Origin of the sequence: Runella aurantiaca (assembly GCF_003339505.1) — a bacterium.
GTDB lineage: Bacteria > Bacteroidota > Bacteroidia > Cytophagales > Spirosomataceae > Runella > Runella aurantiaca.
This window is the reverse complement of record NZ_QPIW01000037.1, coordinates 30,825-56,504: the sequence shown is the minus strand read 5'-3', so window position 1 is coordinate 56,504 and position 25,680 is coordinate 30,825. Positions and strand designations below refer to the sequence as shown.

Here is a 25,680-nt window from a genome sequence, read left to right as displayed (position 1 = left end):
TATGTTAAAAAAAGAGCGGCTATATCACCTGATGAACTTGAAAGAAGGCGACCTAAAGGTTGTCAATCCTTTCATGCGTTACTCTTTTTTTATGGGGGTATCCGTTGCTATTTTTTATACCGCAACGATGTCTTTATTCCTCAATAGTTTTGACCGAACCATGCTGCCAAAAGCGTACATCGCCAGCGGTATCATCGTTTATGCTTTGGGATACATTGTTTCTAAAATTCAAGAACGCGTTTACTTTTCAAAAATCGCCCTGTTCTTGATTATTTTCTTGATTATTTCCGTTACGGGACTGCTCATTGGCCACTTCATTACGGGCAATAAGTGGATTTACTTTTTTCTGTTTATCTGGAACCGCGTCTTTGTTTTTGTCAACGGAATTTCTTTCTGGGCCATTGTTTCGCGCATTTTCAATCTACAACAAGCCAAGCGTCTTGTTAGCTTTATTACCACAGGCGACGTCATTTCTTCCATCGTAAGTTATTTATCCGTCCCGCTGTTATTGCAGTTAACAGATACCAACGGATTGTTGTATTTATCAATTGGCACCCTGGTCTTTTGTTTAGTTTTGATGGTAACGATTTCTAAAAGATACGAATCAGAACTTTCCATTTTTTCGCGCGAAAAAGAAAAACCGAAACAAAAAACCTTCAATTATTTTTTCAAAACGCCGTATTATACAGCCGTATTTATGTTGGCGTTGTTCCCAGTAATGGGGTTGTTTTATGTCGAATTTATTTTTGCAGTTGAATCCAAAAAAGTATTTCCCGACAAAGAATTACTAACTGGCTTTTTGGGCTTATTTTTTGGGCTTTGTGCCATTATTGAGCTGTTAATCAAAACCTTACTGTACGGGCGCTTTATTGAAAAATATGGATTAAAACTAGGCTTGGTTGTATTGCCCTTGGTCCTTACCATTTTTTATGCGTTTGCCGCAGTTTATGGTACCTTTTATGGTACTACTTACGTGTTTTTTGCATTTATCGTCATGAGCCGTTTTGCAATGAGTACGGTTCGAAAATCAATCAGTGACCCTTCCTACCAATTGCTTTTCCAACCCATACATCCTGAAGAAAGGCTTGAACTACAAAGCCGGATTGAAGGCGGCCCCAAGGCGGGAGGAAATATTGTAGCGGGCGTACTACTTTTAGTCCTGACCTATTTTACATTCATCGACACCATTTATCTTTCCTACATTTTTGTGGGTATCCTTCTTGTATGGTTATGGGTTGCGGTCAGTACCCAAACTCTCTACCGAAACGTATTGAAAAACCTGTTGAAAGAGTCCGCAGAACGTAAAAATACAAGCGATAAAAAAACCACAGAAACATTTATGCCTGTAGAGTATACTGGCAAAAAAACAGATTTCGATGTTGTCACCAAAATGGCAAACTCTCCATTGCCCGAAGAAAGGCTTGAGTCAGTCTCCCTTCTTGAAAACTCAGGACGCTATTATGCCTTCAAATACATTGATACCTTGATGCAGGATCCTAACCCGCGCGTAAAACGGGCTGCCTTGCTGGCCGCGGGCAACATACGAAAAATGGAATTATGGCCGCATTTGTTAAGCAACATTACCTCTAATTATTTTAAACTCCCCACAAAAATTGCTCTAGCATCCATCGGCGACCCTGTCATGGGAGAATTGGAACGTTTTTTTAACCGCTCAGAAAACGACCGTGCAACCCAAAAGGAAATCATCAGTATTGTTGAAAAAATTGATAGTCTATCTTCAACTCGTTTTTTAAGAGCTAAAATGAACCATCCCGACCCTCACATAAGAGACCGGGTTTTTGAAGCGCTCAATCAAAATCGTTATACCGCAACGGTGCTCGAACGCACCCACATCAACGCTGAAATTGACGAAAAAGCCGCCTTTGTGGTTTGGCTGATTGCCGCACAGTCCGATATTGCGAGAATGCCCGATTTAGCCCCTCTACTCCGTTCGTTGGAAGAAGAAACCAAACAAACTGCTCCAAAACTATTTAATCTGCTCAATATCCTGATTATAGACCAAGATTTTGACTTAATTAAAGACTTACACGAAAATAAAAACGAAACTACACAAGGCTTTGTACAAGAAGTCTTTTCGATGGCCCTTTCTGAAGAACTTCGCGTAAAATTGACCCCAATTTTTGAGGATGATACAATTGAAGATAAAGTGCAAAAATGCCGCGAAAATTATCCACAGCAGCACTTGTCACCTGAGGAGCGTGTACTTGACATTATTAACCGGGATTTTGCCCAGCTTTCCAGTGAATTAAAAGCCTCCGCAATTCAAAGCTTGTTGCATTTTCCGAACTCCCAAAATCAATACGTCTTAATCTCAAGCGCACACTCAAACAGTGAAGTGATTGTTGAAACAGCCCTTTATGTGTTGCACAAGTTATATCCTACAGCATTTGAAGAATTTAAGGAAACAGCCGCGTTTTTACCCAATTGCCATCGAACTGATCTTTGCAAAAAGATAGAACATGGGTTTAAGCAGGAAGATTTATTAATCAATAAACTCAACGCCATTCGTTCAATCGATTTATTAAAAAAATTGCCCGCCGATTCGCTCTTGCCAATGACCATTTCACTACAAAAACTTCAATTGACCTCCTACGAAACCCTCCTCATAGATCGGTATTGTACGGCAGGCCCGCCGTTGTTGTTTGTGTATGACGGTGAAATTGAACTACTCGAAACCGATGGCAATAAGCAGTGTATAAGCGAAGGCGGGTATTGGTTTCGCGAACCAGAACCGCCTCCAAAGGTGTATCTACACTCAGTAAATGCCCTGAAAGACAGCACTATTTTTCTTTTAGACCCCTATTTAGTTTATAATCTTATTGCCGAAAATACTGCTTACAAAGAGGATGTTGCTTTGGAAACAGCCTAAACCGTCCAGTATATCAAGAATCAATGAAAAACTTATTGTCAACCTATCAACAACCAAACAGTTTACACCAAATAGCTGTTTTTGCCCGTGGAATAACCATGTGGCTTTTGTTACTGTGGGGAGGTGGAGCGTGGGGACAATACAACAAACAGGCTACTGAAAAGGGAATACCCCTCAGCAGGATGTTTAATCCGAAACAATACAACGCCCATGGTCAAAACTTCGCCATTGCGCAGGATAAACGGGGTTTGATGTATTTCGGAAATTTTGCAGGAGTACTTGAGTACGACGGGGTTTCGTGGAGAACCATACCTACCCAAAACATCACCAAAGTTTCGGCACTGTGTGTGAGTGAGTTCGGGCGGGTGTTTGTGGGTGGAAAAGGAGAGTTTGGCTATTTAAAACCCGATAGCACCGGAACGCTCTATTTTGAAAGTTTAAGCAAAGCCATTAAAACCTCCTTTGGGCAAATACTGAATATATTTCAAACAAAGGCGGGCGTCTATTTTATCTCACAAGATTACGTTTTTTTACTCACCTCCAAAGGCCTCAAAGAATTTAGAGTAAAGGGCACCATTCTGTCTTCGTTTTATGAAAATCAAAAAATTATCTTATTTCTAAAAAACGGAGGGCCACAGTATTTGGAAGGCCAAAACTTGGTTCCCATCCCTAAAACCGCCATCACTCCTACACTTTTTGACCTAACCGCCGTATTTCCTTTAGAAAACAATGAGTTCCTGTTGCTTACGAGCAGTCAAGGTTTGTTCAAATTATCCGAAAACACCATCAAAGTTTTTGATTGTGAAGCCAATAGCCAATTAATTGCCAATCAAACTACCTCTGGAACAGTTCTAAGAAATGGCCAATTTGCCATTGGAACCTTGAATGCTGGCATTGTCATTATTTCTAATAATGGCCAAATTATCAACCAACTTAAGGACAATGACTACTTGCAAAACTTGCTCGTCAATGCCATCTTTACCAACCGCGACGGGGCATTATGGTTAGCGCTTAATAACGGTATTGTACAAATTGAAGTAGACTCTCCCATTGAAAAATTCAACGAATTTAGTAACCTGAAAGGCGAAGTAAAAGCCGTTGTACGGGCCAATGGACGCCTATATGCTGGCACGCTCAATGGTCTTTTTTACATCGACAAATTTAACGTCAAGCCAGTAGCCGCCCTCAATGCAGGCTGTTTTGACTTAGCCGTGGCCCCTAATGGGCTCCTCGCCGCCACCAACCGAGGCCTAATTTTAGTTACTGAACGTGGCACTCAACAACTTACACCTTTTTATTCGCTGTGCGTCTACGTTTCTAAAATCAATCCCTCCGTCGTTTTTGTGGGGCAACAAAATGGGCTAGGGATGTTAAACCTAGCGGGCGGTGGACGAAACTACCGACTTGTTGGTAAAACCAATGAGCAAATAGTAGGGATAACCGAAGACGAAAAAGGGAATCTTTGGCTTGAAACCCTATCAGACGGCGTCATAAAAATCAACGTTCAAGCCAATGAAGAAAAAAAGTACGCTGCCAAAGACGGTTTGCCGCCCTTGTCGTACAATCGAATCACCAACACCTCCAAAGGACTTATTGCCTATAATCAAAAGGGGATTTTTAAGTTTCAGCCCCAAAAAGACCAATTCGAGCCTTTTAATCTTTTCCAGACCGATAGCGCAGCAACTGTATATTGGAATGGAAAAATTTTGGAAGAGCGAAACGGAAAAATATGGACCACCCGTGGCGACGAGAAATTGATTACCTCTTATCTACCCACTGGCCAGCCCAACAAACCCTATCAGGCTACCAATACGGCATTTTTGCCGATTTCAGATATTCCATTTAACGTCATTTATCCAGACCAATCAAACGTAATTTGGTTTGGGGGGTCTGAAGGTTTGATTCGGTTTGATTTAAACCATAGTCAAGAATACCAAAGGTCGTTTCCAGCATTGATTCGGAAAGTGACTGTCAAAGGTGAACAGGCACTTTTCAACGGTTATCCTACCGATACAGCAGCCATCACCGATAATTTGTCAGTGCCGAAAATTAGTTTAGAGCCTAATAATAATAACATAGAATTTGAATTTTCAGCCCCAAGTTTTAATGTCAACGAAGTATTGAGCTTTCAATACTACCTCGAAAACTTTGATAAGGTATGGTCAGAATGGACTACCCAATCTCAAAAAGAATATACCAACCTTCCGCCTGGAAACTATAAATTTAGGGTAAGAGCCCGCAATATTTACGGGAAGCAAAGTGAGGAAGCCATTGTGGAATTCTCAATTGCCACGCCAATGTATCTTAAATGGTGGGCTATTGCAGCTTATATTTTATTTTTTGGAGCGCTTATTTACAACTCCGTCCGTTGGCGTTTGCGGGTATTGGTCCGTGAAAAACTAGAACTTGAAAACCTTATTCGCGAGCGTACCGAGGAGGTGGTGACCCAAAAAGTTGAGTTGGAACAACAATCCGAAGAGCTAACCACCAAAAATGACCAACTCGAAAAAATCGACTTCATCGTTCAGGCCATCAACACTGAAATTAACTTCGCGAATTTGTTTCAAACCGTCTTAAACCGTTTGAAAATCATTCGTAATATGGACTGTGCAAGCGCCTTGATTTTTAATAATGAAACCAACGGCTATCAATTCAAAGCGCTTTATGGATTCAATGAACTATCGACGGTAGAATCGGTTCAGTTAAGCCTCGAAGAAGCCGAAAATCGCTATATTTACGAAGCCATTGAAGTCTACGAAGATATATATTTTAAGAATGACATAAGTTATGAAAAACTGAATAACCCCATTGATTCATTGGTGACTCCCAAATCCATGATTGCCATCGTTATCAAAGTGGATAATCATATTGAAGGTTTTATCACGCTCGAAAACTCCGTCCGCGCCAACGCCTTTGACCAGCGAGATTTCAACATGATTAAAAACTTAAAGGAACACCTGATTGCGGCTTACATCAAAACCCGCATTCTGGAAGACCTAGAAAATACCCTAAGCAACCTTAAAAATACCCAAGAGGAGTTGATTAGGCAGGAACGTCTGGCTTCTGTGGGTCAATTGACGAAAGGAATTGTTGACCGAATTTTGAATCCTTTAAACTATATCAACAATTTTTCTGAATCTTCAACTATTTTGATTGATGAACTCAATGAGCTGCTTGAAAAAAACAAGGCAAGTCTCAACCAGGATTTACAGGAAGAATTTGAAGATTCGCTGACATTACTTAAAAATAGCATTACAAAAATTTATGACCATGGAAACAGTACCACGCGCATTGTCAAAGACATGCAGAAATTGCTGAAAGAAAAATCTCGTGAATTCTTTGAAACAGATTTAAATCATTTTATCGAAAGCAGGGCCAAAGTCATTTTTCACGACTTTACCCAAAAGAACAAGGATTTTAACGGCGATTTACTTATCGAACTTGAAAATCAATCACTCAAAACCCGGATTCTTCCACCTGAGTTTGGGGATGTTCTTTCCAACATTATAGACAATGCCCTCTACACTTTGTCTGAAAAAAGTAAACTCAATAAAAGTTTTTCACCTCAAATTAAATTAACAACAAAATTAATTAACGGAGAAGTAGAAGTAAGAATCAAAGACAACGGTAAAGGGATACCACAACGCGACTTAAATCTGATATTCAGTCCTTTCTTTACCACAAAGCCCACCTCAAAAGGCACAGGATTGGGTCTTTTTATGACCAAAGATATCATTGAACTCCATAAAGGGAAAATAGAACTCAATTCCAAAGAGGGTGAGTTTACCGAAGTAATTATCACATTACCTGCGCTCAGCTAAGCCTCTTTTAATCAAAAGGATATATGGAAAATGACAATAAAACGATTGAGTCTGAAAAAAAAGGTGAATTAGAACACCAAGAAAATCAACAATCTGAGCATGATATTGAAGCCCTGAAAGAGCGATATAAGCAATTAAATAAATTAGCAGAAATTGGTCAATTAACGGCGGGAATTCTGCACGAAATTCAAAATCCGCTTAATTTTGTAAACAATTTTTCTAAACTCTCCATTGACCTGATTAAAGAAATAAAGGAGATTTTTGACAACCGAAAGGATGTTCAGCTAACCGCCGAGGAGGAAGATTTACTTTTTTTGCTTGACCAACTAAACGGTCTAAACGAAAAAATCGGGGAAAATGGGGGCAGAATCACCCGCATCATCCAAAGTATGTTAGCCCAAACAAGAACCGAAAATAAAAACATCCAATTTGACCCCGTCGATTTAAATCTTTTGTTGGAGGAGTTTACCAAACTTGCCTATCAGGGTACGCGGGGAGAAGATAAATCGTTTAATGTGTCGTTGGTTTTTCAACTGGATGCCACCTTAAAAATGGTAAAATTATCAGCCACCGAAATCAGTCGGGTGGTGCTGAATTTGGTGAATAACGCCTGTTACGCCATCAATGAAAAACTCAAACAGGAGATTGAGGGCTACACCCCACAAATTATCGTCAGTTCAAAACGGCTGAATGATGTGGTTGAAATAAAAATCAGGGACAACGGCATCGGTATTCCGAACGAAATTAAAGTAAAATTATTTACCCCCTTTTTTACCACCAAACCCGTCGGCAAAGGCTCAGGATTGGGGTTAGCATTGAGCCGAGACATTGTAACTGTGATGCACCGAGGTACGTTGAGTGTTGACTCTGAGGCGGGTGTTTTTACCGAATTTACCCTTCAAATTCCCCTAACATTATGAAATATTTAAGTGTATTATAACCCTTTACGATCTAACCAATCTGTTAAAACGTTAAAAACTCACCTCAAATTACCAAGACAATGGCAATCAAGATACTAAGTATGGATGACGAATTAGATATGGAAATGCTCATCCAAACTCGATTCAGAAAACAAATTCGTGAAAAAAGATACGAATTCATTTTTGTACATAATGGCGTTGAAGCCCTCGAAGCGTTGACTGAACATTCCGACATCGACATTGTGCTTTCAGATATTAACATGCCCGAGATGGACGGGCTGACTTTTTTGTCGCACCTCAACCAAATAAAAAAATCAAGGATTAAAGCCGTGATGGTTTCCGCCCACGGCGATATGGACAACATTCGCCGGGCCATGAACCTTGGTGCGTTTGATTTTATAACGAAACCCATCAATTTTGATGACTTAGACATTACCATCGACAAAACCGCAGGGTACATCGAAATGGTCATACAGCATGAAAAGGAGCGAGATCAATTGGTTTCGATTCAGAATGATTTGCTCATTGCCCGTGATATTCAGCAGTCCATGCTACCAAAGATTTTTCCACCTTTTCCACAACGAAAAGACCTAGATTTGCATGGCTTTCTCGAACCCGCCAAATCGGTAGGTGGAGATCTATTCGATTTCTTCTTGATAGATGAGAATCACCTCTTCTTCATCATCGGCGATGTATCAGACAAAGGGGTGCCCGCATGTATGTTTATGGCCATAACAAAAGCCATTTTCAAAACCCATTTTTTACACCGAAATTATGAAGACATCGCCGATGAAGTAAAAGAAGTCAATGCATTCTTATCGGAAGACAATGACTCTTTTATGTTTGTGACGGCCTTTGTCGGTATCTTGGATTTACAGACAGGCGTGGTTGAATACGTAGATGCAGGCCATGAGCCACCCTTTATTTTGAGAAAAGACAAGGGTGTTGAACCCGTCGTTAAAACCACAGGGATGGCGCTCGGTATTGATCCCGACTACAACTACAAAAAACAAATACTCACATTAACCCCCGGCGACACCCTTTTTATGTACACCGACGGCGTAACCGATGCCAATAATAAGGCGGGTGATCGCTTCGGAACCCATAGAGCAGAGGAGGTTTTAATGCCATTTGTCAATGCTCCGTTGCCTCAAGACATCAACAACTCCATTCGCCAGCACTTGAAAGATTTTATCGGCGAAAACTCACAATTTGATGATATTACAGTCTTGACCATCCAATTCAACGGCAATTAAGAGACACATTTCTTTTCTTAAACCAATAAAATTCCAAGAAAGTAGCCACAGAAACTAAGCCTTTTAGGTATAGTTTTTGTGGCTACTTTCTTTTCGTATAATTAAAACCTACGATTGGCATATAATTTTTAGCCCTTTCGTACACAAAAAAACATTTTTTAACCCTAAAATGGCTTAATTAGCCCCTTATTTAGTACACTAAAGACCTTGACTTTTTTTACTCAACACTTCCTTTTAGGAAATCATGGATACAATTCAAATCGTTATTGTTGAAGATGACGCAATTATCGGAGCAGACCTCCAAGACCGCCTTGAGGAAATGGGCTACGAAGTAATTGGTCTATTCGATAATGGTGAAGAAGCTTATGAATACATCCAAGAAACTTCGCCAGATTTAATAATCATGGATGTGCAGTTGTCTGGAAAATGGGATGGAATTGAAACTGTAAGGCAGTTAACAAAAAAAAACCAATTCCCTATCATTTTTTTAACGGGTAATTCCGATGAAATCACCTTTTCAAAAGCAAAAACCACTGGTCCAGCGGCTTTTCTTTCAAAACCATATCGGGGTCGGGATTTAAAACATGCTATTGAGTTGGCCATCATTCAATCGGCGGAGAAAACAAAAAAACTGGTTGATGTAGTTGCAGGAGATGAGAGTGCTTACGTTCTTCAGGATCGGCTTTTTGTTAAAGTAAAAAATGGAATGGAACGTTTGTTTTTTCAGGACATCCAATGGGTCGAAGCCAATGATTATTACTGTAAAGTTTTTACCCGAACCAAAGAGATTCAAATTTTGCAAACTTTGGGTAAATTTAGTGAGACACTCAGCAATTTATCCGAATTTTTGAGAGTACACCGTTCTTTTATTGTTAACTTGAACCACGTTGAGCAAATAGGTGATCTTTCACTTTATATTGGTAAACATCAAATCCCCGTTAGCAAATCCGCCAGAGAGGAAATCATGGGACGTTTAAAGAAGATTTCTTAATTTCATTTCAATAATGAAAAAAACTTTACTCAAAACACTGTTTTTTTTGTTTAGTCTTTCGGTTTTTTCACAAAATTCTCTCCCTGATAGTTCTGAGAAAAATATTTTGTTATTAGACAATAATCTCCTTAAAATCAGAAAATTATATACTTTAGCTGAATCTGTAAACAACACCGATATCAGAAGGGCAAAAAGAATTTTTCATTTATCTTACCATATTGCTAAAGCAAATAATCACCAAGAGTGGCTTCCAAAAATTGAGTTTAATCTAGGAAATGCAGGGGCAAACTTAAGCCAACCCGATTCTGCTCTTTATTACTACAATCGGGCTTTATACGCATTTCAGAAGCAAAATAATTTAAAATGGGAAGCCAGAATTTTTGGTAAAATCTGCTGGGTATACACATATCTGGGCAATTTTGAAAAAGCACTACTTTACGGTTTTCGGGCGCTTACAATTTATCAAAAACTCAATGACCCCATTGGAATTGCGAAGGCCAATTCGGATTTAGCTTCCGTTTTTTTTTCTCAGAATAAATTTGAAGAAGCAATCAATTATGCACAAAAAGCATACTATGAACAAAAACAATCAAATATTTTAAGAGACCTCTCCACATCTGCCCAACTGCTCGGGGATGCATGGCTACAGTTTGGTAACTTTCAAAAAGCGTTAGTATTTCATAACGAAAGCCTAAAAATCAGGCGCCTCTTCAACTACGACATAGATATTGCTCTCTCACTAAACAGTAGAGCCAATGTTTATAAAAAAAAGCGACAATATTCATCCGCCCTAGCGGATTACAACGAAAGTCTTCAAATAGCCCAGCGTAGCGGAATCAATTGGCTCACTTCATCGGTTACTGGCAATATTGGCCATGTTTACCATTTGATCGGAAAATATCGGCAAGCCTTGCCTTATTTACTTGAAAATGAAAAACTGCTAAAAAAACCTTTTCACTCCCAAAATGCCGTTAATAATTTTAAACTTCTGGCTGAAGCCTATGGCCAGCTCAACCAATACGATTCTGCCTTCTACTTTCAAAAAAAAGCATCCTATATCGGTGACAGTCTACTTCGTAATCAGAATAGCGCTCAATTTTCGAGTTTAAAAAACCAATACGAATCCGAGCAAAAGGAGACTCAAATTGCCATACAGAATAAACAATTATCGGAGGACCGAATAAAACTTTGGACATTATCATCATTTCTTGGCCTTATGGTTATTGGTGGTCTGATGCTTTTCAGGCTCATTCGTACTTTGCGCCAGCGCAACAAAGAAAAAGAGTATCTGATAAGAGAAATTCATCACAGAGTGAAAAATAACCTTCAAGTTCTTTCCAGTTTATTGCATCTTCAAAGTAGATATATAAAAGATAAAGCGGCTTTGGAAGCCATACGAGAAAGTGAAAACAGAGTAGAAGCGATGGGGCTTATTCACCAAAAATTATACATGGGAGTCAATCCAGGGACGGTTGACATGAACGATTATCTCAAAAACCTGGGTATTTCTTTGTTAGATTCATTTGGTTTGATTAACAAAGAGCAGGTGAGGATTAATTATAAGCTGGATCCAATTTATTTAGACGTAGACACTGCCATGATTATTGGCCTGATTGTTAATGAATTATTAACAAATTCCCTAAAATATGCTTTTCCAGAGGGGCGAACAGGTGAGATAGAACTTTCGTTTTGTGAAGAAAATGGTAAACTCTGCCTTCAAGTAAAAGACAATGGTATTGGCTCCGCCAAAGCCCCAGAATTAAATAACGGAACCGCTTTTGGGCTGAATCTGGTAAAGATTTTAAGTAAAAAACTCAAAGGAGACTCCAAAATCATCGAAACAACGGAAGGATATTCAACTTTTCTGCAATTTGAAAAAGTATTGGGGAATCGAACGGTGTTTGGAATTCAATAAATTTGGTTGATTAATCAAAAATCAATTATGTTTTTCACTTGTCCAAACCCTTGGATGTCCAGATGCTGTTTTGAGTTTATTGTTTGAATTTGATAGTATGGTCTAATAACGGGAGATTCGGGCAATTTTAGGGGATGAGCTAAAGGCAACTCCTCCCCTTTCTGCAATTGCAATACGTCATTGAAATCTTTCGCGGGTGGTGTTGGGCAAAGAATATGAAATAATCTTTGCCCCTGACGTTTTTCGATTTCAGTCGTGATTAATTCAAGGATTAGTGTCAATACATTTGTCAGATTTGGAACCGCAATGGTTGCACGGGTAATCATGTGCTTCAAATTTTCGTCAAATATTGATTCTATCCCTATTTTAGAAGGATTTTCTTCATCCTCATAACTCAGACCATGGATTGGATTTATACCGTGTTCACTTACCAACAAACTTAATGTTTGTACGAAACCTTCATTTTCTTCCTGGGCCTTCCTAACTCCTAATGATAAAGGGTATCGGATTTCTAAACTAAGACGGTTTATCCCAATGGTAAATATATGTTTATCAAATACATTACCTTTTGATTCACTGATAGCAGAAACAAACGTTACAGAGGGTGTAATTTTCATTTCAGGATTTTCATAAGGATGCATCAAGGCCAAATAATTAATCGCAAAACGCAAACCAGCTGGGTCGTTATCTTGGGCCATTACAAGTTGTGCTTGCGGATTTTTATTTATTATTTCTTGTAAAAATTTTATTTGTTTATTGCTAGGTTGTCCACAGGTAGCCACGTAAAGACGGCGTTCATCGGGTTGCTCAGGCGACAATTGCTTTAGTGAAAGAGCGTCTATTGCAGATTCAGAAATCAAAATGCGGTGAAAAGTTAGCTCCTGAAATTTGTTTTTAACCTCATTATTAAGTAGATATACTTGTTTTTCCTCACCTAATTTACCAAATGAAAAAACCCTATTTTCGGTAACTGACCTACCAATAGTGCCGATGATACCCTGTTGTATTTCTTCTTTTTCTCCTATTATTACTGGCGAATTTACCATAAAAAAAGGGTTAGAAATCCAAAGTGCTTCTCCCCTTTCCCCTTCAGGAAAAGCCTTAAAGTTCGTATTTCTTATATCAATTGAGACCATTTTTCCATCACTCGCAAACATCAAAAAAGCTGTATTTATATGCTTTATTTTGTTATAAAAAAGGGTTATATTTTTAATACATCCATTAAACTCTTTCGCAAACAGTACCTTTTTTGCTATTCCCCTTCCTTCTAAATAATCGGTATTTTCTAGTGATAAAATGGAGTATTTGGCATATAATTTCTTTTCTCGTTGTGAATTATCATCTAATAAACTATACAATTGGCGGCTTGCTGGTTCAAATGATTTTTTATTTTGATTAAACTCAATTTTTGACTTGATTAAATCAAGTATTCTAAATATGTTATGATAATTCCCCTGCTCCATGCGTTCCATGAACTTGAAAATATCCCCACTAAATTTTGGGTCGTTCAAGTCAATAAAAAATTTTAAGCCTTGTTGGTTAATCGTCAACACAAGTCGATGCTTATCTTTATTTTGTACTATTTCATACAATCGCCAAATATTCCGTTTATTTGATTTTTTTGTATTCAATTGATACCCGTAGTGTAGTAACACCAGCTCTAAATCTACTTCCTTCCTTAGTTGGTCTAAATCACGATGCATGAGTGTTTTTTTAAGGCGAGGAATTAAAAAAATATATCTTTTAATTCCTCGCTAGTGTATTTATTTGTCAGTAAAAGTTGATAATAGGTGTAAGCTTTGTTTACGAGGGTTTCAGTGAATTGCAATGAAATAAAGTTAACTCCGTTTTCGTACAAAAAAGCCTGATAATGAAGTAAATTCTTCGCATTCCCACGTCCTGAGTACATATTTTTAAAATTATGGTATTCTATCCCCACAATTTCTGCTAAATTTTTGAGATTCATTTTCTTTATTGCATCAATAGTGGCGGTATCGGTACGTTCAAAAATTGCGTCTGTCATCTTGCGATTCTTGTAAACAAAAAAAGAGTAGGTAAACACCAATTTCCAATAATATTCACAAGCTTCTATATGCTTTTTAATCTCCGATAATTTTGCCCTTAACACCGCTGGGTCTTCATTTATTTCGGAAGTTATTTGCAGGGTTTTTAAAACTTTCTCACCAACTAAAATTGGGTTATAGTTCCCTTTTTCATCGCTTTCTAATTTTGGCCTACCTCTGGATTTCATGTTTTTATACTTGAAGTGATTAGATTCATAATTTATTCATATTTTCAGAAAACGTAGAACTTATATTTCTATAATTAAAGATAAATTTCAAAAGTATTCAACTAAAATTATAATATTTATCTAAGCTCTTTCTCATCATAGAGTGGTTGTTTTTTCGATTGACCCATTGATTTTTATTTCTTGAATTTTATTAGAAAAATAAAAAAAGCGAAAAATAAATTACGCCTAAGTGATTTATTCAATTTTGAATTACGAATTTTTTAAAAATCAATTTAATGACATAACTTTATGCTTTTTAGTCTTATCATCATAAATCAATAATTTAATTTCTTTTTTGGGGTTCTATAACTAGTTAATATATCAAGTATGTGTACTATTTAGTGTTTAATTGATAGCATATTGCAGCCTTAACAGTTTCAAATATTGTAACATCTGTGTCATGTTTTCTATACATGGATAAATATACATATCAGCCCAAAATAAATAGTATATTTTATTCATTTATAACTAATAATTAATATTCAAAGATAGTAAAATATAGATTTATCAGTATAGTTTAGTCAAAAAAACAGTTCCAGATTGGGATGTTAGTATTTGTTAAGTCCTGATTTTGCAATCTTTTTTATCTACTAGCAGCTTCTCAATCATTCGGGTTAAAAAGCCTTTTGTACTACTTTGTCTAAATTCTTGCATTCAACTTTTTTAGTTACGTTAGATAGTCATCGTCTGATTAACACTTCTTTGTTACACCCTTTCCATCTTTTGTTTTCGTATTTCTTAATTTTATGCAGATTGAGGAGGTTTGAGTTGGATTAATGCCTAACGTTCCACTAGAACCCCCATAAACCCCTTCTGTTCAACTTTTCAATTAAAATTAATTCAGTATCGTGTTTTGCAATAAAAGAGTTCAGCGAACCCAAAAAGGCGCTTAAATCGCATCCGTTGGTCTCCCGTGGGTGTTTGCTAGAGCAAATCAAAATTACTTCTGTTTTAAAGATTTGCATAATGTATATTCATTCATGTTTCGCAATAAATCATTTTGTTTATTAATTCAAAACCCATTTCTTACCCTCTTTTTAAAGAAGTTAACCTATCTATTTAGTTTACTGATTTTTTTTCCCCGATGGTTAAAAAAATAAAAATTTAAAAATTTTTTTTTAAAGAGTTTTTTAATACTTTTTTAAAGAGTTTTTTAATATAGTTTTTTAGCAGCTCAAAAATAGGGGCTAATTGGCTTATATTCAGTTGATTACAAACATAGTAATGTATATTCATTCATGTATAAATGTATATTCATTCATGTATAAATGTATATTCATTCATGTATAAATGTATACTGAGTCATGTATAAATGTATATTCATTCATGTATAATCACAGAATGAATAAAATGTATATTCATTCATGTGTGGATAACTATATATATTATTGATTTATAGCATTTTATGTTAAAAATTATGTGGATAACTTTCAATAAAATGTATATTCATTCATGTAAAACTGCCTTTTAAGTCACTAAAAAATGTATACTCACTTTGGGTTTTTTACATTATTGTGGATAAAGTGACGTTTTAGTGCTCGTTGGCCAATTTAAATTATTGATAATCAGTCTATTATCCATAAATAATGTAAATGAATTTTGAGTTTATTTACATTATTTATAAGTTTGCTCAATAACTGGATAAACGGTCTTGCCATGGCAAAAAAAAACAATTTAGAATACATTCAGGACTTACAAAATAATTCTGAAGTGGTGATTCTTAACAACCCAATAGCAACGCCAACTTTTATACGTCAGTTATCTAAAAGTAAAAAAGCAGAAATAAATGAAGTATATACCCCCAAGTTATTTTATGAAATAGCTTCGCGACTCAAACCCTCTGACCTCGAAAACTTAAGCCGGAACTCAAACATTGTCCTGACCCTCGAAATCAAAGATTTTTTAAAAAGTATTCAAACTACTAACACGTCAGGCTACTCCTATTTGATTGATTCTATCAAAATGTTGCAAACAACACTTGTTGAATGGGTTGAAGGGCGAGAAACCATCATTGTTCCGATTATTTCACAGAGTGTTCATAAACACGATTCGGGCAAGATTGATCTCTATATTTCACACGATTTGGCAAAACAGATTTTGCAGGTACGTGAGACTGAAAACTTTAGTTTTTTTAAGAAGAATGTCTTTGCACTTCAAACTACGCGGTCTATTAAATTATTCCCTTTTTTTAGCAGTTGGAAAAATTATGGACGTCCGATAGAGGTTGATTTAAAGTCATTTAAAGAAAAACTAGGTTTTAACAAAGCGGTTTATTCACGTTTTTCTTCACTTAAAAAACACGTCATAGACCCTGCTATTCAGGAGATTAATGACAAAACAGATTTGTTTGTCAAGTACGAACTTCTGGGTAATAATTTAGAATCAAAAAAACCGCGTGTGACCGGCATACGTTTTTGGGTATGGGAGAAAAAAAACCTTAAAGCGCTGGAAGACAAGAAAACGGAGGTAAATAATGGGGAGGTTTTTGCCGATATTGATAAATACATCGAACAGCTTTCGACCGACTATAAAGCCCGTCTGCGCAAACATGCCGACGAATTTTATGACCGCCTGCTGGCCAATCCAGCCAACAAGACCCATTACAGTGAATTGATTGTGAAATTTCAGGGGACATCGTTGGTCAATCAGTTCAACATGGTTACGGATGTGGAATGGATGATGAAAGAGTTTTTCCGGATGTTTCCTTACCATGCTGAATCGCTTCGCTCCCTTTCGGCAATACGGTCACACATTGAGGTAACGGAGCTGGACGCCAAAAGCAGGGGTTTTTTGCTGTATTTTGAACTGGATGAGGCATTTGAGTTAAAGATAATCAAGTAAGGGCCCTAAAAATACGCTTCAAAACAGCAGGCTGTAAGTCGAATCTTCAATAGCCCCTAACACTTTTCTCCAATCGATTGGTCTTTGAGTAATATAGTGGTTTTTTAGATAATTTTATATCTAAAAAAAGAAATATTGATAAAATTATATCTAATTTTGGACCACTACTCTAACCCCTAATTGCTGATGTTGACACAGGATATTGTGTTTCGTTTTCTTAGATCAAAACCTGCACTGAATCATTCTCAAATAGAAAAAGAGGCGGGATTGCCTTCAAAAACCCTTTATAAAGCGCAGGGGGGACTGATAAATCTGAACGAGAACCACTTGGCAAAATTGGGTCCAGTTTTGAGAAACTACGGTTTTTCGGAAGAGCAGTTCAGCAAAGCGAAAGTAATATCTATCGTCAATCACAAAGGCGGAGTCGGAAAAACAACCTCCACCATTAACCTTGGCAAAGCGCTGAGTTTGCTCGGGAACCGTGTGCTGATGCTGGATATGGATTCGCAGGGAAATTTGTCACAATGTTTTGGAATCCATCAACCCGAAACGCAGATAATTGATTCTTTGTTGGATAAGCTTGAACTTCCAATCATCGAAATTGAGTCCAAACTGCATTTATCACCCTCTGATATTCAAATGGCATATCGGGAGTTAGAACTGGTAAATTCAATCGGCAGTGAAAAGCGATTATCCAACAAACTTGCTCCTATCCTCTCCGAATACGATTTTATTCTGATTGACTGCCCGCCCGCCCTTAATGTGCTGACTACCTGTGCGTTGGTTGCTTCGCACGAATGTCTCATTCCGATTCAGCCCGAAGCTTCGGCCTATCACGGGGTTGAGAATCTGTTCAATCGGATTTTTGAAATTAGAGAACATTTGAATTATTCGTTACGAGTGAGGGGGATTTTTTTTACAATGGTTCACAAAAATCAGAGCGTTCATCGTACCATGATTGATCATATTCGTCAGGTTTATGGTCATTTTGCCATTTTTGACACCCTGATTGAAACCTCTACGGTCATCAAACAATCGCAGGTAGCCAAACAAGACCTGTTTGAATATTCTCCCAAATCCAATTCTGCTAATCAGTACTTGGCGCTGGCTCAAGAACTGGCAACAGCATAAATTTTCTTCGAGATATGGCAAAAGATTTTATGTCAGGTATCAAAAAAGCAACCGCTCAATTGCCTGGTTCGGCATTTTCTGAAGTGGAAAAAATAAAAAAGCAACTTATCATTCTAGAAGAACTTCGTCAATTTATTACCCCGCTGACGACCGATGAATTGTCCATACTGGAAGCAAATATCTTGAGCCAGGGATGCAAAGACCCACTGGCAGTATGGGAAACAACTCGAAAAGCAGCAGGTATGGATGATACTGACGAAGTGGCTTATGTGCTTATCGACGGGCACAATCGATACACGATTTGCGAAAAATACACGATTGATTTTAAGATTGTACTCCTAAAATTTGATGACCTTGAGAAAGTCAAGGATTACATGATTGATTTCCAACTAGGACGTCGAAATTTAAGTCCCGAGCAATTATCTTTTTTCAGAGGGTTGAGATACAATCGAGAAAAAGGTCGCAAGGGAAAATACGACCGCGAAGAAGGTGGTATAGACATATCGAAGCAGCTAGCCGATGAATTCAAAGTAAGTCAGCGTACAATTAAAAACGACGGAAATTTTGCCAAGGGTATTTCTAAGTTTTCGCCTGAGCTACGTCAACAAGTATTGGCTGGCAACGCCGCTTTGAACAAAACGACAATACAGGAACTAGGCAAACGGGAAGATGTTGCTGAAGGAGCTTTTCAATCCTTTGATGCACTTTCTGAGCCCTCAAAAACTGAATCATCTCCATTTCTGGAAGAGCTGGCACAACGCAAAAAGGAAGTGGCCCGAATTGCGACGAATATGGTTTCAAAATCAGACTATGCACTGCTCGTGCAAAAGGTAAAAGAATTGAAAAAATATTTGTAATTTGCTAATAATCAGGAGTTCTACCCATAAGTGCAAAACTTGCACTTATGGATTTTTTATCTCTTTAATGTAGAGGTATTGGCTACAAAAACTTAGAAATATTCGGTTGTTCTTGTAAAAAAATGAAAGGCTTTAAAATTGTTTTTTTTCTGAAAAGTATGAACGAAAAAAAACAAAATTATTATTTGTAAATATCTAATATACAACGTTTTAGTCATAAGTGCAAAACTTGCACTTATGACTAAAACGTTAGTAGCTTCGCTTGCTTACGGCTTCACTTAAAGTTTCTATGCATTTTAATTGGTTCTCTTTCAAATCGAAAAAATAGGTATAAATGATTCTGTTGAATTAGTAGTTTTGCATGAGTTATGAACGACCAAATCTTCTTTTACTTTAAAATAAGCGTTGAAGTAGCCAAATAAATAACCAAAAGCCTTCGTCGCTGCATTATAATCCGTTAAAACCCAACTTTACTCAATGACCATAAATTTCTATCTAATATGCTAAAAGTCTCCTACACACTGATTGCTTCGTTGCTTTTCCTCTTTTTAAACGGTACTCAACCTTGGAAGAAAGAAACGCCGAAAAATTACACTACTACAAACCAAAAAGATTCCTTGCGGAATGCCTCAGGTTGGCCCGAAGAACTGAATATTTCCAATTTCAGCAGCGCAGATATTACGCCTAGTCCAGCATGCATTGCTGTCGCTCCTTCAGGGGAGGTGTATGTGGGAGTTGACAAAATTGGGTCACTTGGCAAAAAGCCCGGCAACGGAAGCATTGTTAGATTGGTTGATACCAACAATGATGGCAAAGTGGATCAACATACCACTTACGCTATGGTTGACAATCCACGCGGAATCCTACCGATTGGCGACCGGGTTTATGTTCTTCATACCGTATTTTCTAAAGAAACAGGAATTGCATCGGGGATGGATTTGGTCTTTTTTGAAGATAAAAACAATGATGGGGTGGCCGACGGCCCTTCGTCTCCCCTAATCGAGCACATCAGCTCGCCTAAGTTTCTACAAAGTCGCGGAACCGACCACTCCACCAACGGAATCCGTATGGGGATTGATGGATGGATATATATCGCCGTTGGGGATTTTGGTTTCCACAACGCGACTGACCGTTCAGGAAAAAAAATGACCATGTTGGGCGGTGGAATTGTCCGTGTTCGTCCTGATGGGACCGAAATGGAAGTGTATACCCACGGCATGAGAAATATTTATGACGTAGCCATTGACCCGTACATGAATATTTTTGCCCGGGGCAATACCAACGATGGCGGTGGTTGGAACATTCGTTTCAGCAACCAAATTCAATCTGGCGAATACGGTTATCCCGTGTTGTTCAAACATTTTACGGATGAAATTATCCCCGCACTGATTGACTTGGGCGGCGGCTCGGGAACGGGAGCGCTGTTTATGGATGATGCAACTTGGCCCGCAAAATACAACAACGTACCCATGATGGCCGATTGGGGGCGTAGCCAGCTTTATATTCACCGCGTTACGCCAGATGGTGCCAGCTTTACTCAGAAAGAGGAGCCATTTATTAAATTGGCCCAAATCACCGATATTGACATCGACGCTTCTGGGCGGGCCTACCTTTCGGCTTGGGATGGTGCAGGTTATTCGGGCAATCCCAAAAAAGGGTTTGTGGTGCGGGCTGTCCCAAAAAACTGGGTTTACAAGCCTTTTGCTGACCTTAAAAAAGCATCGGTCAGTAAGTTAACTTCCTACTTAGCTTCGGGTAGTGCCGTGGCGCGGTTGGCGGCTCAGCAGGAATTACTTACGCGTCCGACAAAAAAATACAGTAAGGCGGTTTGGAAATTAACGACTGACAAGAATAAACCACTTGCGGCAAGGGTAGCGGCCCTTTTTACCTACGCTCAAGCCACTGGAGTTGAGGGTGTGGCGAATTTGCTCATGCTGACAGAAGATGCCGATTTAAAAGAATTTGCTTTACGCGCATTGGCCGACCGAAAGGGAAATCTGGCGCCAGTGCCAACAGAACCATTCCTCAATGGATTAAAGGATTCTTCTCCCAGGGTTCGAGTGGCGGCTACCGTTGGACTGGGCCGTTTCGGTCGTACAGAGGTCGCGGATGCGCTGTTGCAAGTGGCCGTTCCTTCCACGTTTGCCGCCCCAGCCATTGGTACGGAAGGCCCCCACGCTACGCCAAATTCGGCCATTATTCCAGCCCACATCGCGGTACGGTCACTAGTAAGCCTAAATGCCGTGGATGCCTGCGTAAAAGCCATTGGAACGGCCAATTCAACGATTGCCCTTTGGGCGTTGCGTTATATGCACGATTCTAAAGCCGCAAATGGGTTGATGGCTGCGTACCAGCGTACAAATGATGAATCGCTAAAAAAGCAAATCCTTACGACTCTTTCACGGATTTATAAAAAAGAAGCCGAATACGATGGTTCATGGTGGTGGAGCACGCGCCCCGATACCCACGGGCCTTATTATAAGGCAATTACGTGGGAGTCATCGGCAGCAATCAAGGATTTCTTGGTGGCAGAGTGGCAAAAATCGGCGGATAAGCAGTTTTACATTGACCTAAATAGCCGTCATCGCATGGAAATCCCTGAGTTTGGGAAAGAAGAACCAGTAGCCGTGAAGGAAGAAGTAAAGGTCGATTTGGAAAAAATCAGGAATAAAAAAGGACAGGTAGGAGAAGCGTCGATTGAGGATGTTATGTTGGCTATGGCCAAATTTCAGGGAGATGCGGCATTAGGGAAAACGATTTTTACCCAGCAGGGCTGTATTGCCTGTCACAGCCTTTCAAAAGGTGAAGTGATGAAAGGTCCTTTTATGGGGCAAATTGGCTCCATCATGAATCGTGAACAGATTGCAGAATCTATCTTAAAGCCCAATGCCTCAATTTCGCAAGGATTTTCTACGGTTCTCATCACCGCAAAGCGCAATAAAAGCTACATGGGATTCATTACGGAAGAATCGGCCACCAAAGTAGTATTGAGAGATATTACGGGGCAGGTTACAACCCTAAAAACATCTGACATTGTCAGTCGTAAAGAAATGGAGACTTCGATGATGCCTTCAGGGTTGGTCAATGCACTTTCTTACGAGGAATTTGCCTCATTGCTGACTTTCCTTGCGCAACAAAAATAGTCTAACTTACCTAAAAATATACCGATGAAAGCATCATTAACGGGCCTTTTGATTCTACTTGGAGTCGTGGCTTTTGGGCAAAAAAAAGCCGATAAAGAAGAATGGAAACAATTGTTTAACGGTAAAAACCTCGACGGTTGGGATGTTAAAATCAGGGGATACGCCCTGAATGAAAATTTTGGAAACACCTTTCGGGTCGAGAATGGAAGCATGGTTGTGAGGTACGACGCCTATGATGATTTCAAACAACAATACGGCCACATATTCTACAAAGGTGATTTTTCGTATTATCGAGTTGCCGTCGAATACCGTTTTGTGGGCGAGCAGGCTCCCAAAGGGGAAGGCTGGGCCTGGCGCAATAGTGGCATCATGGTTCATGGACAGCCCGCCGAAACCATGGGCTTAAAGCAAGATTTTCCCGCCTCCATCGAAGTACAGTTATTGGGAGGAAATGACAAAAAACGTACTACCTGCAACTTATGTACGCCGGGTACAAACGTTGTTATTGACGGCAAATTAATCACGCAACATTGCATTAATTCTACTTCACAGACCTACAATGGAGATCAATGGGTACGGGCCGAAGTACTGGTATTGGGGGATTCGCTCATTCAGCATTTTGCCAATGGCGAAAAAGTGTTGGAATACAACAAACCCCAAATCGGGGGCGGTAACGTAAGCGGACACGACCCTGCGCTTTTAGTCAACGGTAAATTGTTGGAACACGGGTCAATCTCGCTGCAAAGTGAAAGTCATCCCGTTGAATTTCGTAAAGTGGAGCTGTTGGAGCTGAAAGGATGTATGGACCCGAAGGCCAAAAATTACAAATCCTATTTTGTAAAGTCCGATAACTCGACCTGCGAATACAAAAGAAGGAGAAGAAAATAGTCGCTTAAGTCATTCATTTAAAAGGGGTTTGTTGAAGTATTTAATTGCTTCAACAAACCCCTTTTTTTATTACAAAGCAATGAAAGAAAGAATTACTCCAACACCCTGACGCTGACATAAGAAGAACTATTGCCTGAGCAATACACGCGGTGAAAGGCTTTCTGAAAATCACTCGCTTCTGCTTTGTAAATATTTACAAACTTTTGCGGATTACGGTCAACCAATGGAAACCAACTGCTTTGGACCTGAATCATAATTTTGTGACCCTTTTTGAAGCGGTGGGCGGCGTCTTGCATGTCGAAGGCTACCTGTTCAATTTTATTGGGGACTATCGCTTCTGGTACCGTAAAACTCTTTCTGAATTTAGCCCGCATTACTTCTCCCCGCACCAATAATTGAAAACCGCCCATTGCTTTGCGTGGATTTTCGGGGCTATCGTTGGGCGCATTGCCCGGATATACGTCAATCAATTTTACCACAAAATCGGCGTCAGTGCCCGTGGTAGAAACAAACAAATTGGCAAAAACATTGCCCGAAATCGCCACATCCTCCGTCAAAACTTCCGATTCATACACCAGCACATCGGGGCGTTGGGCCGCAAATCGCTGGTCTTCGTACATGAAATCGCTTCCTCTGATATTTCTGATTTCGGCGGTGTAAGGAACGGGCTTGTCGGGGTCGCTTAGGTACTCATTGAATGCGGGTGGGGCATTCAACTGCATCGCTGTGATGGTGGGCGAAAAAGAAAGACGACCGTCAGGGTGTAGGTAGAGTTTCTTCTCTACGGTATTTTTGGGAGGCCATTGGTCATATTTTTTCCATTCGTTGGAGCCCGTTTCAAAAATATAAGCTTTGGGCAGTTCTGGGTTTGGCTTGTCTTTCAGGTAATGATTAAAAAAGGGCAATTCAATGTTTGTTTGGTAAAAATCGCTTGTTCGAGAGCCAAAACGAATGTGGCCCAACGATTCTCCCGTACCCCGTGCCCATCCGCCGTGAATCCACGGACCCATGACCAACAGATTGGGCGATTTTGGTTGGTTGCGTTCAATACCTGCGTACGCTTTTAACGGGCCATACAAATCTTCTTGGTCAAACCAACCGCCCACCACCATCACAGCGGGTTTGATGTTTTTCAGGTGCGGAACTGGCGTACGTGATTGCCAGAATTCATCGTACACTTCATGCTCCATCAACTGATTCCAGATGCGGTTTTCTCCCTTAAAAATCTTCTCATTTACGTTTTTAAGCGGCCCAAGATTTTTATAAAACTCGTAGCCATCGGGAGTGCCGTAGGCCGAAAATCCGGGCTTACCCTTGGGGCTGGGCGTCGGTCTTGGCGCGCCGTAAGAAGAAATAAAAGAAAACGTTCCCATCAGAAAAAAAGCCCCATTGTGGTGGCGGTCATCGCCCATAAACCAATCCGTGACGGGAGCTTGTGGCGAAGAAGCCTTCAAGGCGGGATGCGCTTCGATGTTGGTCATGGTGGTATAATAACCCGGCGCAGAGATGCCCCAAGTGCCCACCCGACCGTTGTTTCCTGCCACATTTTTGACTAACCAATCAATCGTATCAAAGGCGTCGGAGCTTTCGTCATTGTCGGTTTTGTTTTTCTTGTTTGGAATAAACGGACGATAGGCTTCAAAATCACCTTCTGACATGTATTTTCCTCTAACATCTTGATAAACAAAAATATATCCATCGCGGGCGAAATGCATGGAAGGCCCCAATGATGTTTTGTACAGCGTGTCGCCATACGGTGCCGAACTGTAAGGTGTACGGCAAAGCATAATGGGGTATTTTGCCCCCGTCGAAACATTCTTGGGAACATAAATAGAGGTAAACAGTTTGACCCCGTCGCGCATGGGCACCATTTGCTCTAGTTTTGTATAATGCTGACGCACGTAGATAGAATCCTCCTTGGCTTTTGTGAGTTGAGCCAACGAACTGGTGGCGTACAAAAGGAGAAAAAACAAAATCAACGTGAAGCCATTTTGTGCGTGTGAGGTCAACCGACGCGGTGAGGGTTTACTAAATAATGGGGGAGGAGGGGACGTAAATCTTAGTTTTTTCATAATGAAGTGAGGACAAAATAGAATAACCTATAATTATCGCAATATACGGCCTGAATGCCTATTTTCAGCTAATAAAGGGACTTAATCCTATTTATTTTAAAGGTATTTTTTTAAAAAGCAGTTTTTTATTTTGTTTTTCAATTGTGTTTTCTTCTCAAACGGTAGTTAAAATTTGCTATTTTTTGTAACTTGCAGAAATACACGTATCAATTATAACCTTCATTTGGTGAAAAAAGCGGCAAAACTCATTGGTTTCTTAGGCATTTTAACCCTGTATAGCTTTGTATTAAGTTTATACAGTGGGAATGTTTTTGTCAACCATTCCGCGGATTCACAACTTGCTGATTCTCAAAGTAAACACAGTAGTTCGGTACAATTACCAGAACTGTTTTGCCTCACTGCGCACGCCGAAATATCGGTTGCGCCTTTGCAATCCCCTTCGCCTCCTCGTCCCGAAAACTTTCTAAACAGGTTTTTGGCGTGGTACAAAACCGCTGAGCAGTTATTTGAAACGACCTTTTCACAGTACAGTTTCTATTCCCTCAACCTATTGGTTCGTTTAGAGCGGACCGACATCATTTTTCCTTTCCATTACTTCTGGTAATTAAGTTTTTATCCTTTCGTGACTTCGTAAAAATTATTTTTTGCAGAAATGGCATTGACTG

Annotated in this window: 15 protein-coding genes; 12 read left to right on the top strand and 3 right to left on the bottom strand. The window is 39.3% G+C overall.

Going from position 1 to position 25,680, the window contains the following annotated elements; all coding sequences use genetic code 11:
* Position 1: 1 nt before the first annotated feature.
* The 6 genes from DVG78_RS27405 to DVG78_RS27380 all read left to right on the top strand — a co-directional run bounded on the left by DVG78_RS27405 (position 2) and on the right by DVG78_RS27380 (position 11,793).
* Positions 2 to 2,890 (top strand): MFS transporter, encoded by a 2,889-nt coding sequence (locus DVG78_RS27405; protein WP_114464210.1) that lies wholly within the window; start codon positions 2 to 4, stop codon positions 2,888 to 2,890.
* A 98-nt stretch (positions 2,891 to 2,988) separates the two neighbouring features.
* Positions 2,989 to 6,711, top strand: a complete 3,723-nt coding sequence (locus DVG78_RS27400; protein ID WP_158550124.1) for a sensor histidine kinase — start codon at positions 2,989 to 2,991, stop codon at positions 6,709 to 6,711.
* 23 nt (positions 6,712 to 6,734) lie between these two features.
* The gene (locus DVG78_RS27395; protein ID WP_114464208.1) at positions 6,735 to 7,631 is read left to right on the top strand and encodes a sensor histidine kinase; all 897 of its coding nucleotides are present in this window, start codon (positions 6,735 to 6,737) and stop codon (positions 7,629 to 7,631) included.
* Positions 7,632 to 7,711: 80 nt separating this feature from the next.
* On the top strand, positions 7,712 to 8,887 hold the full coding sequence (locus DVG78_RS27390) for a PP2C family protein-serine/threonine phosphatase (RefSeq protein WP_114464207.1): 1,176 nt from the start codon (positions 7,712 to 7,714) through the stop codon (positions 8,885 to 8,887).
* Between the two features lie 244 nt (positions 8,888 to 9,131).
* A complete protein-coding gene (locus tag DVG78_RS27385; protein WP_114464206.1) occupies positions 9,132 to 9,878 on the top strand; it encodes a LytR/AlgR family response regulator transcription factor in 747 nt (248 codons plus the stop codon).
* A 13-nt stretch (positions 9,879 to 9,891) separates the two neighbouring features.
* Positions 9,892 to 11,793 carry a tetratricopeptide repeat protein gene (locus DVG78_RS27380; protein WP_114464205.1) on the top strand — a complete coding sequence of 634 codons (1,902 nt, stop codon included), beginning with the start codon at positions 9,892 to 9,894 and terminating at the stop codon, positions 11,791 to 11,793.
* 14 nt (positions 11,794 to 11,807) lie between these two features.
* Here DVG78_RS27380 and DVG78_RS27375 read toward each other — a convergent pair whose 3' ends face one another.
* Positions 11,808 to 13,496: a toprim domain-containing protein gene (locus tag DVG78_RS27375; RefSeq protein WP_114464204.1), complete on the bottom strand. Its 1,689-nt coding sequence runs from the start codon at positions 13,494 to 13,496 to the stop codon at positions 11,808 to 11,810.
* 23 nt (positions 13,497 to 13,519) lie between these two features.
* Positions 13,520 to 14,044 (bottom strand): hypothetical protein, encoded by a 525-nt coding sequence (locus tag DVG78_RS27370; RefSeq protein ID WP_114464203.1) that lies wholly within the window; start codon positions 14,042 to 14,044, stop codon positions 13,520 to 13,522.
* 1,695 nt (positions 14,045 to 15,739) lie between these two features.
* Between DVG78_RS27370 and DVG78_RS27365 the strand changes: the two genes are divergently transcribed.
* From DVG78_RS27365 to DVG78_RS27345, 5 genes are all read left to right on the top strand, one after another.
* Positions 15,740 to 16,924: a replication initiation protein gene (locus DVG78_RS27365; RefSeq protein WP_114464201.1), complete on the top strand. Its 1,185-nt coding sequence runs from the start codon at positions 15,740 to 15,742 to the stop codon at positions 16,922 to 16,924.
* A 186-nt stretch (positions 16,925 to 17,110) separates the two neighbouring features.
* Entirely contained in the window at positions 17,111 to 18,055 is a 945-nt protein-coding gene (locus DVG78_RS27360; protein ID WP_114464199.1) for a ParA family protein, read from the top strand.
* Between the two features lie 14 nt (positions 18,056 to 18,069).
* Positions 18,070 to 18,912, top strand: a complete 843-nt coding sequence (locus DVG78_RS27355; protein ID WP_114464197.1) for a ParB N-terminal domain-containing protein — start codon at positions 18,070 to 18,072, stop codon at positions 18,910 to 18,912.
* Between the two features lie 500 nt (positions 18,913 to 19,412).
* Entirely contained in the window at positions 19,413 to 22,055 is a 2,643-nt protein-coding gene (locus DVG78_RS27350) for a DUF7133 domain-containing protein (protein WP_114464195.1), read from the top strand.
* A 24-nt stretch (positions 22,056 to 22,079) separates the two neighbouring features.
* Positions 22,080 to 22,943, top strand: a complete 864-nt coding sequence (locus tag DVG78_RS27345) for a 3-keto-disaccharide hydrolase (RefSeq protein ID WP_114464193.1) — start codon at positions 22,080 to 22,082, stop codon at positions 22,941 to 22,943.
* 92 nt (positions 22,944 to 23,035) lie between these two features.
* Here DVG78_RS27345 and DVG78_RS27340 read toward each other — a convergent pair whose 3' ends face one another.
* Positions 23,036 to 25,015: a CocE/NonD family hydrolase gene (locus DVG78_RS27340; protein ID WP_114464191.1), complete on the bottom strand. Its 1,980-nt coding sequence runs from the start codon at positions 25,013 to 25,015 to the stop codon at positions 23,036 to 23,038.
* A 226-nt stretch (positions 25,016 to 25,241) separates the two neighbouring features.
* Here DVG78_RS27340 and DVG78_RS27335 point away from each other — a divergent pair, with 226 nt between their 5' ends.
* Positions 25,242 to 25,619: a hypothetical protein gene (locus DVG78_RS27335; protein WP_147277188.1), complete on the top strand. Its 378-nt coding sequence runs from the start codon at positions 25,242 to 25,244 to the stop codon at positions 25,617 to 25,619.
* Positions 25,620 to 25,680 lie beyond the last annotated feature (61 nt).